This window comes from Heyndrickxia sp. NPDC080065, assembly GCF_050281185.1.
GTDB lineage: Bacteria > Bacillota > Bacilli > Bacillales > Bacillaceae_C > Heyndrickxia.
Map to the genome: position 1 here is coordinate 139184 of NZ_JBNNWS010000003.1, position 15531 is coordinate 154714.

Sequence of the window (15531 nt, forward strand, 5' to 3'; positions counted from 1 at the left end):
TGTACGTTTAACTTTTGCAATTTCATGTTTATCTATACTGTAAGGAAACGGTGACATCATGCCTGAAACGAATCAAACTCGTGAAGAGTATAAATTATCAATGAAAAGGAAAAAGAATAGTCGATCAAATTCACTTGCTAAAAGTGTATTGATAAAACTTTTTCTTGGATGTTTAATATTCGGATTTATTTCTTTAGGAATAGTAGTAGTAATTTTTCTAGCTATTATTAAAGATGCACCTGAACTAGATAAGTCCAAATTAGCCGATCCTCTTTCAACGAAGTTCTATGACAAGAACGGGAAATTTGTTCATGAATACGGAATGGAAAAACGTACGAAAATCACTTACCAACAGGTCCCTAAAGTACTTGAGCAAGCGGTAATTGCTACGGAAGATGGCCGCTTTTACAGCCACCATGGGATTGATGTTAAAAGGACAGCAAAAGCCATTTTTGAAAATATTACAAATGGATTTGGCTCTCAAGGTGGAAGTACGATTACGCAGCAGGTGATTAAGAATTCTTTTTTATCTCCTGAAAAAACGACAAAACGAAAGATACAGGAATGGTATTTAGCATACAAGCTGGAGGAAGAATATTCAAAGCATGAAATTTTGATCATGTATTTAAATAAAATCAATTTTGGTAATGGCTCCTATGGGGTAGCTGCTGCCGCAAAAAGTTATTATGGTCTAGATGTAAAGGATTTAAAAAAAATGACGCTCGCGGAAGCTGCTACTTTAGCTGGGCTCCCCCAAAGTCCAAATAATTATGATCCTTCCAAACCAGAAAATAAGAAAGCTGCTGAACAGAGACGTAATATCGTCTTAAAATCGATGAATAGACAAGGGTATATCACCAAGAAGCAAATGCTAGATGCAATGAACATTTCGGTAACTAAAGGAATTATTAAAAATAAGCAAAAAGGTATGCCATATGAAGGTTTCTTAGATGCTGCAGTACGAGAAGTGGAGAGCAAATTAAAGAATGTAGATATAAGTACTGACGGATTACAGATTTACCTAACGTTAGATCCAGAAATTCAACAGTATGCTGATGAATTAGCAAACTCGAAAAAATTCATTGATTATCCAAATGAACGCTTCCAAACAGCATTTACGTTTATGGATTCCCGTACAGGTGAAGTTAGAGCCATTGGGAGTGGTCGTAATAAATACAAAGCCACTTTTCGCGGAAACAACCTGGTTATCGACTCAAAACTTCAACCTGGATCGACGTTTAAACCGATTTTTGATTATGCTCCAGCAATAGAGAAGTTAAAATGGTCAACGTATCATCAAGTTGTTGATGAACCATATCATTATTCAAATGGGGATCCTATTCGAAATGCCTATAAGAATTACAGTGGCTCTATGTCAATCCGAAATGCACTAGTTGAATCTCGGAACATTCCCGCTTTAAAAACATTGCAACAGGTAGGTTTAAATGAAGCAAAGAATTTCGCGAAATCTCTAGGCATTACATTCCCTAATGATCAAGTTTATGAATCCTTTGCAATTGGCAGCAACCCTGTTTCCACTCTTCAATTAGCAGGAGCATACGGAGCATTTGCAAATAAAGGAATGTATACAAAGCCACACTTTGTTACAAAAGTTGTTCTCTCAAATGGAAAAACAATCTCCTTTAAGCCAAAAAGCAAGCGAGTTATGGAAGATTATACCGCTTATATGATTACAGATATCCTCCGTGGTGTAATCCATGCTCCAAATGGAACGGGGCATAGTGCAGACATACCAGGTTTAGATATTGCAGGTAAGACAGGGACAACCAATTTTGACCTCAATACAACTAGAAAATTTGGGTTTCCAGAGAGCGCTACTAATGATAGTTGGTTTGCAGGCTATACACCAAATTACACAATGACCGTATGGACTGGTTACCCACGAATTAATTTCGGAAACTATATGGCAGGAGAAACAACGAAAATTTCTCACTTTATTTTTAAATCAATGATTCAAAGATTCGAAACTGGAAAGAGCCATTTTGAACAACCGCCAACAGTAGAAAAAATAAGAAATGAACTTTACATTAAAGGGGTCAATCCGGATATGCTGCCACCAGCTCCGAAACCCAAAAAGAAAAAAGAGCAGTGGGAAAAGGATAAAAAGCATCATAAGCCTAAACACGAAAAAGAGAAGCACAAGAAAAAAGGAAAGAAGCATAAGGGGAAAAAGAAGCATTAAATATAAATTATCAAAAACCAATTAATCTCCAATCATTCATTTCATTTAAATAAGCAAAAAGAGAAATTATCTAGTTGCTTGAGCACAAAACATAAAAGAGCATCGGAACCCCGATGCTCTTTTACTATAATTTTAGCTATTATTTTACGAGAACTAAATTAAGACTCCCCCTAAGCGAAACCTCTCCACTTAAGGCTAAAGAACCCAATGATAAAATGCCTTTGCAACCCCATTTTCTTCATTTGTATCGGTCACCCAATCAGCCGCTTTTTTCACTGTTTCTTGTGCATTGCCCATTGCTACTCCCAATCCGGCATCAGTAATCATGGCAATATCGTTTAAACTATCTCCCATCGCCATCACATTATCCATCGTTATACCAATTCTTTCACATAATTTTTCAAGCGCTTTTGCTTTACTGATACCATAAGGATTGACTTCCAGATTAGTAGGACTTGAATTGGTCACCTGGAATCTATTCTTCTTTAGTTCCTCCATAATCGTTTGCCGAATCTCATCATCTTCTATATCGAAACCAAACTTTAACCATTCATATTCTGAGAAGGCGAAATCTGTCGGAAAATCCTCCCGATAAACCTGATCAACCGTAACGGCCCAGAACCTTGTATTATGCAGCTTCTTCAAATCCCACATCATTTCGATTTCCTCGACCTGTAATAAATTTCGCTCCAATAAATTTCCATTTGAATCCCATGTCTCACCGCCATTTACTGTAACGAGAAATGAATTCAACTGCAACTCCTTTGCATACTGATGTACAGTTCCATAAGAACGGCCAGTACTTATAACAATATGTATACCCATCTCTTTTGCTTTTGTGATTGCTTGTTTATTAATATCTGAAATTTTATGTTCATTATTAAGGAGTGTCCCATCCATATCCAAAGCAATTAAGCGAATATCCCGTTTTTGTGTGATAGCTTTCATTACGTCCTCCCTTTCTCACCATACCTTTTCCAACTATTCTAATACAATTTATCCCTTTTCGAAAGAAATTATCAATGTAAAACGTTTATCATAGAAATGAAAAGCCATTGTAAGAAGTACATTTTCTTATTTTTGAGTAAAAATCGGTGTCAGGCACCGCTCGTGGACATTTCGCATTTTTTTCCACCTCAGACGGACAGTGCTAAGTTATTTATCCTTTATTTGCTTAATGGAGCTAGACAACTATATCAATCATTCCCACAAAAAAAGAAGGTAAAGCTTAGGCGAAGCCCAAGAATTACCTCAATCATAAATGAAGCATTTTCACCCATCCGAAAAATGAAATCCATAAAGGAACCGATAATAATATTCCCCAAAACATTCCTTTAACAAAATTTCCATTATCATGATCCATTCAAACACCACACCTTTTTCATTTTTTTCAAAGGTGTAGAGGTTCATGTGTGTACTTCTAGCATAAGGGTTGTCCCTTGAAATTATTGTCATAACATAGGAATGAGAAATAAAAATTATTGTCGAATATTTTCCTTAATTCAAAAGGAAACTGCTGAGCCGTATATAAAATAAATCATCAGTACTATTTTTAAATCATTCAGTCCGTTACTTCTGGATAAATTACTAATATTTACATTTTTATCATATCTAGTATTATTGTAAAATCATGTTATAATTTGTTAGAAAAATATTAAAGTGAGGTCTTATATATGAAGAAAAAGATCCTAATAATTATTGCAAGCATTATTGGGATAGTAGTAGTTGGAATAGGCGGATACGCCTTTTATTTATATAATTCTGTTAAAGATACTGCAAATAAAATGCATGACTCTGTCGATTTGGGCAAGTCACATAAAAATCCAGTACTCAGTAATGGCCAACCCATTTCAATATTATTGTTAGGTGTCGATGAACGTTCAGGGGACCGAGGGCGCTCAGATACATTAATCGCGATGACACTGAACCCGAAAAAAGGGACGATGCAAATGATCAGTATCCCTCGTGATACGAGAACAGAAATTGTCGGTCATGGAACGATGGATAAAATCAACCATGCTTACGCATTTGGCGGACCCAAAATGGCCATAGACACAGTAGAAAAGTTTACTGGCGTTCCAATGGACTATTATATCCGTGTAAATATGGAAGCATTAAGTGCACTTGTTGATGCAGTTGGCGGTGTAACTGTTCATAATGATCTTGATTGGATCGACGAGGGCTATTACAAAAAAGGGTATCATTTCACAAAAGGCGATATCGAACTAGATGGTGCAAAAGCACTTGGATTTGTCCGAATGAGACATTTAGATCCTGACGGTGACTTCGGTCGTAACAAACGTCAGCGTCAAGTTCTTACGGCAATTGTTGACAAAGCTGCTAGTATTTCATCCGTTACTCGATTTAATGATATTCTAGCTGCATTAGGAAATAATGTAAAAACCAACATGACCTTTGATGATATGATGGAAATACAAAAAAACTACCGTGACTCTCGAAAAAACATTACTCAATATGAAGTAAAAGGTGCGGGAGGAAAAATCGGCGGCATATATTACCTCAATGTACCTGACCAAGAAAAATCAAAAATAAACCAAATGCTCAAAGACAATTTGGAAAGAGGTTAACCTTGGTGTCAGGCACCGCCCGTGGACTTTATGGTCTTTTTTCCACCCCATATGGACAGTGCTGTGTCGATTATTGATAAGATCATGTGAAAAGCCGTTGCTAAAGCTTTAGCAACAGCTTTTTGTGTATTTATATTTGCTATGCTTTTAATCGAATGTATAATCTTATTCAATGTTCTTTATTCCTCTGCACTAACATCTTTATTTATCCTTTTCGATGTGTTGGAGCATCATTTCCAATTTCACCGATAATTCTTTAATCAACTCATATGCCGACATGTCCGTATTTTCGTTTCCTTTTTGATAACCATAATCAAGAATTTGCTTAAACTGCTTTTCCATTTCCTTTTCCAGTTTAATCGCTCTCCTCTTCATATGCCCACAGTCATTGAGTTACAAAATCCCTTTTTCCCTTTGTACTCTTCCTTTCAAATACAACCGCAACAATAGTAATGCTATAATGGCAGCAAAAGAATCCAGAACTACATCATAAATAGAAGGTGTTCTCCCTTCTACTAATAATTGATGCAATTCATCTGTAACTGCATATAGCGTTGTAAAAAACCATGACCAAAAAAGCTTCCTCTCTTTAAAAACAAAAAATAAAATAACTGATAGCATGCCAAACACAACGATATGCGCCAATTTTCGACCAAAAAAATTTACAGTACTCGCTACTTGTTCATTAAATCCTAAATACTTCTGAATTATATTTAATGTATGCTCTCCTGTTGCAGAAGGTGATGCAGTGATGACAAAAATGAATATGAGCCATACGATCGCTAATAACAATGTGAAATAATTTATCTTCATTAAAACATCCTTTGGTACATCATTACTTAATTTATACTAAATATATAGATTTACCTTTCCATTTATTCTAAAATTTCCAATTATTCTATTACTATTATAGTAGATCATAAATTAGTTTGGAAGAGTGCTGCGCAAAGATTGTACCAATAATCATTAATAAAGGCTCTTTTCGTGAACTTTTACTTTTAGTCCTATGAATAGATTGTAGATACAAACTCCTAATAAATAAGGGATGAATAAACTTTATGAAAAGATACCAGGCCACTATATTTATACGGATATATTTTTTATTCGAAAACAGCCTTAATAAAAATCATACTAATTCCTTATTTAAACAAAATAAATATTTATTTACAATAACTTAAAAAAACTTTTATTTTTTTATAGTAAAATAAATCAGAATCATATAATTCAATTAAATTTATAGGGAGAGGGATTTTTCGTGAATTTTAAGAAAAAAGGGTTAAACGTGGCAAAGGTTGTTCTATCAACAGCAGTAGCAACAAGTGTAATCGCAGCTGCCTCACAAGCGGAAGCGGCTACTAAACCAACAACGGCAAAGCTTGCGAAGAATGCAGAAAAGCTTGTAAAAAATGCAGAAAAAAAGGCTGCAGAGCTAAAGAAGCAAATAACTTATGAATCCCGCGCTAAGTTGTTCCCAAAAGACAAACTTGGATTGCCAAGTATGAAACTCTATAAAGAAACAGAAGCTGCCTTAAAGAAAGCTAAAAAAGAAGTCAATAAGCTAAATGGAAAATCAAAAAAGACATTACTATCTAGACTTTCATCGAAGGTAGAAACGCCATATAAAAATGCAACAGCATACATAAAAGTTGTAAATGCCGCAAAAGAGCTTGACAAAACAAATAAAAAACTAGAAACGGCTTTAAATAAAGGGAATATCGATTCTTCTATTATTAAGATTCATACAAAATTCTCGGCTGATATAAAGAAGTTCTCCAAATCTATTAGTCAATTAAAGGGTACTGGAACGAAGCAAGCATTTACAAAAGCATATCTTAACAAATTTACTAAAACAGACAAAGCGCTTAGCTATGTAATTGCGGTACAAAAGGATTTTACCGAGTTAAATAAACTGATCGCAAATGATGAGGACAAAAAGGCAGAAGCTCTTATAGAAAAAATCAAGAAAAAATTAATCGATGGGAAGAAACTTGGTTATATTAAAGGAACTTTAGCAAAGAAATTTGATGGAGATCTCAATAAAGCAATTAATGATCTCAAAAATGGAAAAGAAACTTTCAAACTATCAATCATGCACTCTAACGATACACATGCACACCTAGATGATATTGCCAAAAAGGTTACAGCCGTTAAGGAAATACGTGCAAGTAAACCACATTCCCTTTTAATCGATGCTGGTGATGTTTTTTCCGGTACATTATATTTTAATGAGTTCAAAGGACAAGCAGATCTTGAATTTATGAACTTAATGAAATACGATGTGATGACAGTAGGAAATCATGAATTTGATTTAGGCTCAAGTCCTGAGGGCCATCAAGCATTGGCTGATTTTATCAAGGGAGCACATTTCCCAATTGTGAGTTCTAACGTAGACTACTCTAAGGACGACAAACTAAAGGGATTATTTAGTGATTTAATCTCAAGTAAACCTGAAGAAGGAAAAATTTACAACGGAATCATTAAAGAAATAGACGGTGAAAAGGTTGGATTCTTCGGGTTAACAACTGAGGAAACAAAGGATATTTCAAGTCCAGGAAAAGTAGAATTCAAAAATTATATTGAAGAAGCTAAAAAGGCAGTGAAAGCATTCGAGAAACAAGGTGTGAACAAGATTATTGCAATCACTCATATTGGATTTGATGACAATCCAGACTATGACAATGATTTACTGTTAGCTTCTAACGTGGACGGAATTGATGTAATTATTGGCGGACATAGCCATACAAAATTAGAAGAGCCGGTTGTCATCAATAAAGATAAAAATGGCAAGAAGAAGGATCCAACTGTCATCGTCCAAGCCTACCAATATAATGATTATTTAGGCACACTTGATGTTGAGTTTGACAAAAAAGGAAGAGTTATAGGACAATCTGGTCATTTAATCACAATCGCTGATAAAGCTGAAGATCTTGAAGCTGCTGAAATGCTTAAACCATATGCTGCGAAAATTTCCGAGGTCAGAAACACACCAACAGGAGCAACAGCTGTAAAAGCATTAGAAAATCCTCGTGATGGAGGAATTTTAACCAATCCAAGCGTTCGTAAAAATGAAACTGAGCTTGGTAACTTAATCACAGACGGAATGCTTGCAAAAGCGAAAGAATATAATAAAGATACTGTCATCGCTTTCCAAAATGGAGGAGGCATTCGTTCAGACATTAAGCAAGGGGATATCTCCTTAGGCGATGTTTTGACAGTGCTGCCTTTTGGAAACACACTTGCAACAATGACTTTAAAAGGTTCAGAAATCATTGAAGCTTTGGAGCATAGTGTGAGTCAAGCTCCAAATGAAAATGGCGGCTTCTTACATGTATCAGGCTTAAAATTTACGTATGATAGCTCAAAACCTGCAGGGCAGCGAGTACAAAAGGTTGAAGTAAAAGGAGACGATGGTTCTTATTCTGATCTGCAATTAACATCTAACTATGTTGTCGCAACAAATGCTTTTACTGCCAAAGGCGGAGATGGCTTTACCGTTTTCCAAAAAGCATATGAAGAAGGACGAGTAACCGATCTTGGATTATCTGATTGGGAAAATCTAAGGGATTATGTACAACAGTTGAAAACTGTTAATCCAGTAATAGAAGGTAGAATAGTAGATATTGCTGGAAAATAAATGATGCAGTAAAAATTGGGGGTGGTCCATAAGTGTCTAACACTTGTTATGGAGCACCTCTTCCCTCTTTTCCATTTCAAGTTATAAAAAAGACCTATTTCGGATATCGTTAACTCATTCATTTGAAAATAGAAGGAAATGAGTATGTATTTGAAGTTCCTGTTCATTTGTTTGGTAACCCAGAAGTGAAAACTAGGGACATCATCTGGATCTCGTTAAAAGGTGAAGTGATGATGTATCATGAGGAGTAAGGTTATAGATATTGTAGGTAATAAGGGACTTTTTTTAAACTATAGGTCCCTTTTGTTATTGTTTTTTTATACTGTTTATTCTTCATTTTTAATAAAAATTCGAATGGAATCTCCATATTTTGGTGATATTAAATGAAACAGTAAAAACGAAGAAGGATGATACAATGATATATATCTATAATGATTATGGTGGAACCCATACAACTTCCTTAGCCGCTGCCTTTCATCTAAAAAAATTACCTACTGATAGACCACTCACCAAAGAAGAAATTTTAAATGTTAAATATTTCAATAAGCTAACTTCTGATGACTTCGGCAAGCTGCTTTACCACGGGGAAGATGAAGATGGAAACCCTGTTTATACAATCGGAAGAAAATCTCAAAAGCTTGTTATTCCTGCGATGAAAAATCTAAGTACATTATTTCTAAAGAAATTTAAAGAGGAGGAAAAAATCATTTTTTCCAATACTTCTCATACGGTTCCCTTCCCCATGTCTATAGGAGGCTTTCTTTCCAGAGGACTAAAAATTGATTTTTTAGGTGTACCACTATTAGTCGCAGGAGCTAAAATATGCACTAATGATATCATTCAATTAGTCGAACACACGAAACAATTCGCAAAATTAACCAACGAAAAAGTAAACGTATTGGAAAATAAAGAATTTAAATAATGGTGTCAGGCACTGTCCGTGGATTTTTTAGCTATTTTTCCACCCCACACGGACAGTCCTTTTTTATTCTAAATAAAATATCATTTTTTCGTTATTAATGTAAGAATGCCGCTAAACCCAGTGTCGATGGATTGGATTCTCACTTTTTCACTTGAAAGGAAGCTGGAATCATAGGCTGTGCCCCCATTTGCGTAACAACGAAGGCAGCCACTTCTGTTGCATATTCAATCGATTCTTTGAGTGAATCACCTCTGCTAATTCCCATTGCTAATGCTCCATTAAATGCATCACCTGCACCTGTTGTATCAACAGCATCGACATGCTTAGCATCTATCCAGCCACTTTCATTCTTATTCATATAGAAAGATCCTTTTGAACCAAGTGTGACGACTACCGTACCTACTCCTTTTTCTAGCAACAGGCTGCATGCTTTCCGGAGATTATCTTCTGATGTTGCTTCGATTCCTGTTAACTGTGTAAGCTCTGTTTCATTTGGTGTCAAAAATGTAACATTTTTCAATAATGAATTCGGTAAATGATGAGAAGGTGCAGGATTCAAAATTACTTTCGTTCCATGTTGCGCCGCAATATAAACCGCTTTTTCAACTGCTTCTAACGGAATTTCAAGCTGTAAAACCAATACCTCACTATTTTCGATTATTGGTGCGGATTGTTCGACAAGCTCTGATGTAACCTGGAAATTAGCTCCCGGAAAGAGGACAATCGCATTTTCCCCCATATCTGTTACTTGGATAAGCGCTTGTCCAGTTACTCCTTTCACATGTATTGAACTCGTATTAATACCATAATTAGATAAATTTTTTATCGATTGATTGCCGTGACTATCATCTCCGACACTTCCTAAAAAATGGACTTTTGCCCCTAATTGACTTGCCATTACTGCCTGGTTAGCACCTTTCCCGCCAAAATATACACTGTGACCCTTACTATGTAAGGTCTCACCTCCATTAACAATATGTGGAACACGGTATACAAGATCAATATTTATGCTGCCTACAACTGAAATGTTCATGACCAATTATGCTCCTTCTGTAATTCGCCTTGTTCTTTAATATTTGTTAAAATTTGTGACTCTCCTGCAATCTTGGTAATTATTTCTCCCACCTTTTTGAGTTATCAGTTAATTAAACTGCCCATTTTTTTAATTGCGCCAAGAAATTGCTCTACAAAGGCTTCACGGTTTACCGAATGCAATACTTTTGCATTACGCGGCTTTCCCGTGCTCTGTGTGTAGTCGACTACAGTAGCACCAGCAGTGTGGCGTCCTTCCATTTCAATGACAACATGGCAGTCATCCCCATCAAATAACTCAGGCGTTACGACATAGGAAACTGCACAAAGATCATGCAAACGAATCACACGATCAAAATGTTCTTCGTGGAATCCAGTCTTCTTAGACGCCTTCGTATAAAAGTTCAACATTGAACCAATTTTATTTGACAAGTCTGTACCCATATTAATAATTTCATCAAGTTCTTCCATTGTAATATACGCCTTATGTGTAACATCAAGACCACTCATTACAATTGGTACACCTGAACGGAAGACAATTTCTGCCGCATGTGGATCGACATACACATTAAATTCTGCAAAAGGGGTCATGTTCCCAGCGACAGCAGCCCCTCCCATGTAAGAGATATACCGGATTTTCTCTTTCACTTCTGGATGTGCGAGAAATAAAGCTCCCACATTTGTTAAAGGACCCGTTGCAATTAGTACGATCGGTTCCTCACTGTTATTTAAAACTTCTCTCATTGCATCAATTGCTGTCCGATTACTTTCCGGCAGAGCTGGTTCAGGAAATAGGACTTCCCCAAGTCCACTCTCTCCATGGACATCATCAGCAACTTCAAGTTCTCGGAAAAACGGTTGATCTAGACCTCTAGCAATCTCGATTTCTTGTTTCATATAATCAGTAAATGCCCGAGCATTATAGATTGTTTTATTCTGAGTTTGATTGCCTGGTTCGGTCGTAATCAATCGTATATCAAGTTCTTCACGAGAAAAAGCTAATAAAAGTGCCATTACATCATCAATACCTGGATCACAGTCAATTATTACTGGTATCTTCATTTATATCGCTCCTTTTTCTACATTGCTGCCGTTGTACTGTCTCGTTTTACCAGAAAAGGTTCGAACATCACGGATCCCTTCGTTACCTTTTCGATTTGTTGAATAAGCATATCTACTGCTTTTCTCCCCATCTCATATATTTCCTGATGCACAGTCGTCAATTTTGGACTAAGTGCGGATACTAGTGGAATATCATAATCCTATAAAGTAAAGAGTCCTTCGTTTTCGATAACATCTCCACCTAATACAATCTTGAGAGAAAACGTTTTCTCTAATTGGTTCTATCATAATGCTAGTACTTTCATATATCAATTTATTTTTTTGAAAAAGGAGAACCTTAAAAAACTTCATCTATTATACTATTAACATTTCCAGAAAACAGGTAATAAATATTACCTCTGGCATAACTCCAGCTACCAAGGCTGAAACTTTCTTTATTCCTAAATACCAAAATACAAAGAATAATACGCTGTCCCTTTTAAAAAAAGTAAAAGAATCTTTGTTATTATATGGTAAAACATCTATAAAATTATTTTAAAGGGGGGTATATATTGAAGAGAATTTTAACTGTGTTGATTGTATTGATTTTAGTGTTAGTTGGTTGCAGTAATGAAATAAATTCAGTAAATAAGAATAACAAAACACCGAACAAAGAAAACAATTCACAAGTTTCAACTAATCAAAAAAATAATACAAACCAAACCAATTCTAACAGCAATGATTCCGATGCTAATTCAAAGCCTCCACTTAGAAAAGACGGGAAATGGGTCCAATTAGGGCATAGACTATACTATATCCAAGGGACAGTTAAAAGCCTTCAAAAAAATAAAAGCGGGAAAGAAGTATTAAATTTGCTTGTAGAAAAAACATTCCAAAGCGAAGCAGATGGAGTAACTAGTCCTTATAAAGCTGGAAAAGTTTACTCTTTTTTATTGAATGACTTACCTAAGGTTAAATTGAAACAAAAAAAGATTATAATATACGGCGGACAAGTGACTTCGAATGATCAAGACAATTTTATCGGTGCAAGAGTTGTATATTATCAATTAAAGAATAAATTTGTTGACTTACATGGGAATGCAGCAACGCTTCCTCCAAAAGAGTATCCATATCAATTTTAAAATAAATAATTGGTAAAGAAGAGCAAGTGCCAGTCGTATCACAAATGATGTTATATGTAATCATTTGTGGTGCAACTGGCACTTATTCATTATTAATATTATTAACTTTGTAACAATATACTATAATTTAATTTTCCTCTCAAACAACAACATTTATTCAACCTTATCAATTAAAAAAGTAGCTATCTCTGGGAAAAAGGACAGTACAATTATGAAGAGTACCATAATAATAGCATATGGGATTACACCTTTAACTATTTCACTGATAGAATTCGATCGATCAATTCCTTTAAGAACAAATAAGTTTAATCCAACAGGTGGTGAGATTAACGCAAGCTCCATGTTAATAACCATAATAATCGCAAACCAAACAGGATTAAATCCTAATGCTGTTATGATTGGATACAGAATTGGCAATGTAATAACTAAAATTGAAATCGTTTCTAAAAACATTCCTAATATCAATAGGGCAATATTAATTAGAATAAAAATAACCCATGGAGAAATATTTTGTTGTGTTGCAAAATTAGTAATCGTTTGTGGTATTTGTAATACAGTCATGATATACCCAAGTAACATTGCACCAACTATAATAAACAAAATCATAGCATTCGTATTAACAGTAGAAATGATCATTTTCTTAAAGTTTGTCAAATTCAAATTTCGATAAACAAATGCAGAAATAGCAAAGCTTACTACAACTCCTACTGCAGCTGCCTCTGTTGGAGTGAAAAGACCACTATATATGCCTCCAATAACGATAACTGGAAGCAAAAGTCCCCAAATAGCTTTTTTTGTACCTTCCATTCGTTCCTTCCAAGTTGCAGGTGTATCTTTAATATGTCTAGTTTGATAAGATGCAAATATCATAAATGCAATTGTTAAAATTAGTCCTGGAACAATACCCGCTATAAATAATTTTCCAATAGACTCACCTGTCACAGATCCATAAATAATCATAGGAACGCTTGGAGGAATTAAGATTCCTAAAGTTCCACCAGCTGCGAGAAGTCCTAAGACATGTCTTCGATTATACCCGCGACGTACCATCTCCGGAAGTGCAACAGAACCAACTGTAACCGCTGTTGCTACACTTGAACCTGATATTGCGGAAAAAATAGTACAACAAAAAAGTGTTGCAATAGCAAGGCCGCCAGGTAAATGTCTAAACCAACGACTTCCCATTTCATACAAATCACGACCTACACCACTTACAAGCAATACTTGACTCATTAACACATACATCGGTAACGCAGTTAAAGTGAAATCATCTAGTGACTTATAAGAAATGATCGGAATCTGCATGAAAGCAAATGTTCCACCGTTATAAAAGTACATACCCGCTACTGCTAATAATGCGAGTGAAAAAGCTACTGGCAATCCAAGCAATAATAGTGTTCCCATACCTCCAACGAAAAATAGGTTCATAAGTGCTTTCCTCCTTTATGGACTCCACCATCAACAATTTGCAAGATAAAGGCCAAGCACATTAACACTCCACCTACCGGTAGAAATAATTCCGGTAGGTACATAGGGATTCGTAATAAAGATGCAGATTTAACACCTAACTCCAAGGTTTTCATTGAATGCTCAAATCCATAAAATGCAAAAATGATGCTAAATACTAACCCTAGTGTATTTGATAAGTATGCAAGAATAGTCTTTATACGGTCATTTACATTATTTATAAGTAAATCTACGGTAATATGGGAATAAGTCCTGACAGCATAAGCACTACCCAGAAAGCAGCTACCGATTATTGAATAAATAGATAATTCGGTTGCCCAACTTGTCGGATGATTAAATACTGCTCGCGAGATGACTTCAAAGAAAATCATAAATGTTGTTAGAAGGATGAAGAAACCCGCTAAATAGGCTCCCAATTTGATGAGTAGATCAGATAGTTTGTACATTACCTTCATATTCAGTTTCCTCCCTACTTCTGATCAACCATTTCTAACAATTCTTTTCCTAAATCCCCTGCATTTTTAGAAAATGCATCCCAAGCAGGCTTTGCTGCTTCTTTCCACATTGGTAAATCTTCCTCAGGAACTACATATACATCCATTCCCTTATCTTTTAACTGTTTTGCTGTTGATTCATCTTCTATTTTAGCTTGCGAACGAATCCAATCTTCTGTCGTTTTTGCTGTTTCAGTCAATAATTTTTGAGTTTTTTCAGGTAGTTTATCCCAAAAATCCTTGTTTACTGCCAAGATGAATTCCAAGTATGCATAATTATTGATTGTTAAATATTTTGTAACTTCGTCATATTTCCGCTGCACCATAGCTGTTGTTCCTGAAGTAGCACCGTCTACGGTATTACGTTGAAGTGCCATGTATACTTCCCCTCCACCCATGAATACTGGTGAAGCACCATACGCTTTAATCATTTCTGACGGGATATCTCCAATACTACGAATCTTTAATCCTTTGAAGTCAGTAGGTGATTTTAATGGACGTTTGTTATTTGCAAATTGTGCATACCCATAATCTGCAAACATCAGTACTTTCGCACCTTTCTCCTCCATTGCGTGACGTAATTTATCACCAAACTCACCTTTCAAAGCTTCCCCAGCTTCTTCATAATTTGTAAATACATATGGAACATCAAAAATTCCCATTGTTGGTACTGTACTAGCCCAAAGTGTGGATGAATTTACTCCCATCTCTACGCCACCTGTCAATATTGACTGGTTCATATCCTTATCGCTAAGTAGCTGACCTGCAGGATACACTTGAATTTTCACTGCTCCATTGGACTTTTCGGTTACATCCTTTGCAAATTGCTCAATACCTTTTGAAATATGATGATCTTGAGGTAGATTATATGCTAAACGAATTGTTGTTTCTTCATAGCCATCTCCACTAGCATTGGAACTACTAGTTTTAAGTTTTGATGTATTACACGCTGCCAAAATAAGTACAGACATTATTAACATTACAAATGACTTCATCACTCTTTTCACC

At 35.5% G+C, this 15531-nt stretch carries 15 protein-coding genes; 6 read left to right on the forward strand and 9 right to left on the reverse strand.

The window, feature by feature from the left end; genetic code table 11:
• Positions 1–58 precede the first annotated feature (58 nt).
• Complete coding sequence (locus tag ACQKP0_RS04280) at positions 59–2203, forward strand: transglycosylase domain-containing protein (protein ID WP_427404576.1); 2145 nt, start codon at positions 59–61, stop codon at positions 2201–2203.
• Between the two features lie 195 nt (positions 2204–2398).
• On the opposite strand, the gene ACQKP0_RS04285 is transcribed toward ACQKP0_RS04280, so the two are convergent.
• Positions 2399–3151, reverse strand: coding sequence for a Cof-type HAD-IIB family hydrolase (locus tag ACQKP0_RS04285; protein WP_427404577.1), 753 nt, complete (start codon positions 3149–3151; stop codon positions 2399–2401).
• Between the two features lie 725 nt (positions 3152–3876).
• Here ACQKP0_RS04285 and ACQKP0_RS04290 point away from each other — a divergent pair.
• On the forward strand, positions 3877–4791 hold the full coding sequence (locus ACQKP0_RS04290; protein ID WP_427404578.1) for an LCP family protein: 915 nt from the start codon (positions 3877–3879) through the stop codon (positions 4789–4791).
• Positions 4792–4992: 201 nt separating this feature from the next.
• On the opposite strand, the gene ACQKP0_RS04295 is transcribed toward ACQKP0_RS04290, so the two are convergent.
• Both ACQKP0_RS04295 and ACQKP0_RS04300 read right to left on the reverse strand, forming a co-directional pair.
• Positions 4993–5133: a hypothetical protein gene (locus ACQKP0_RS04295; RefSeq protein WP_427404579.1), complete on the reverse strand. Its 141-nt coding sequence runs from the start codon at positions 5131–5133 to the stop codon at positions 4993–4995.
• A gap of 51 nt (positions 5134–5184) precedes the next feature.
• The gene (locus tag ACQKP0_RS04300; RefSeq protein WP_427404580.1) at positions 5185–5604 is read right to left on the reverse strand and encodes a VanZ family protein; all 420 of its coding nucleotides are present in this window, start codon (positions 5602–5604) and stop codon (positions 5185–5187) included.
• A 442-nt stretch (positions 5605–6046) separates the two neighbouring features.
• On the opposite strand from ACQKP0_RS04300, the gene ACQKP0_RS04305 reads away from it, so the two are divergent.
• The 3 genes from ACQKP0_RS04305 (at position 6047) to ACQKP0_RS04315 (ending at position 9347) form a co-directional block, all read left to right on the forward strand.
• The gene (locus ACQKP0_RS04305; protein WP_427404581.1) at positions 6047–8425 is read left to right on the forward strand and encodes a 5'-nucleotidase C-terminal domain-containing protein; all 2379 of its coding nucleotides are present in this window, start codon (positions 6047–6049) and stop codon (positions 8423–8425) included.
• A 122-nt stretch (positions 8426–8547) separates the two neighbouring features.
• Entirely contained in the window at positions 8548–8676 is a 129-nt protein-coding gene (locus ACQKP0_RS04310) for a hypothetical protein (protein ID WP_427404582.1), read from the forward strand.
• 164 nt (positions 8677–8840) lie between these two features.
• A complete protein-coding gene (locus ACQKP0_RS04315; RefSeq protein WP_427404727.1) occupies positions 8841–9347 on the forward strand; it encodes a DUF3189 family protein in 507 nt (168 codons plus the stop codon).
• 139 nt (positions 9348–9486) lie between these two features.
• Here the strand turns inward: ACQKP0_RS04315 and rbsK are convergent, their stop codons facing one another.
• From rbsK to ACQKP0_RS04330, 3 genes are all read right to left on the reverse strand, one after another.
• Positions 9487–10380, reverse strand: a complete 894-nt coding sequence (rbsK, locus tag ACQKP0_RS04320) for a ribokinase (RefSeq protein WP_427404583.1) — start codon at positions 10378–10380, stop codon at positions 9487–9489.
• Between the two features lie 104 nt (positions 10381–10484).
• A complete protein-coding gene (locus tag ACQKP0_RS04325) occupies positions 10485–11441 on the reverse strand; it encodes a nucleoside hydrolase (protein ID WP_427404584.1) in 957 nt (318 codons plus the stop codon).
• 17 nt (positions 11442–11458) lie between these two features.
• On the reverse strand, positions 11459–11632 hold the full coding sequence (locus ACQKP0_RS04330; RefSeq protein ID WP_427404728.1) for a substrate-binding domain-containing protein: 174 nt from the start codon (positions 11630–11632) through the stop codon (positions 11459–11461).
• A 360-nt stretch (positions 11633–11992) separates the two neighbouring features.
• Here ACQKP0_RS04330 and ACQKP0_RS04335 point away from each other — a divergent pair, with 360 nt between their 5' ends.
• Positions 11993–12562 (forward strand): hypothetical protein, encoded by a 570-nt coding sequence (locus ACQKP0_RS04335; protein WP_427404585.1) that lies wholly within the window; start codon positions 11993–11995, stop codon positions 12560–12562.
• 153 nt (positions 12563–12715) lie between these two features.
• Here the strand turns inward: ACQKP0_RS04335 and ACQKP0_RS04340 are convergent, their stop codons facing one another.
• The 3 genes from ACQKP0_RS04340 to ACQKP0_RS04350 are packed head-to-tail and all read right to left on the reverse strand — an operon-like array spanning position 12716 to position 15530.
• Positions 12716–13990, reverse strand: coding sequence for a TRAP transporter large permease (locus tag ACQKP0_RS04340; RefSeq protein ID WP_427404586.1), 1275 nt, complete (start codon positions 13988–13990; stop codon positions 12716–12718).
• Positions 13987–14484: a TRAP transporter small permease gene (locus ACQKP0_RS04345; RefSeq protein WP_427404587.1), complete on the reverse strand. Its 498-nt coding sequence runs from the start codon at positions 14482–14484 to the stop codon at positions 13987–13989. The genes ACQKP0_RS04340 and ACQKP0_RS04345 overlap by 4 nt, the downstream gene beginning before the upstream one ends.
• Before the next feature lie 14 nt (positions 14485–14498).
• Positions 14499–15530: a DctP family TRAP transporter solute-binding subunit gene (locus ACQKP0_RS04350; RefSeq protein WP_427404588.1), complete on the reverse strand. Its 1032-nt coding sequence runs from the start codon at positions 15528–15530 to the stop codon at positions 14499–14501.
• Between the last annotated feature and the right edge of the window lies 1 nt (position 15531).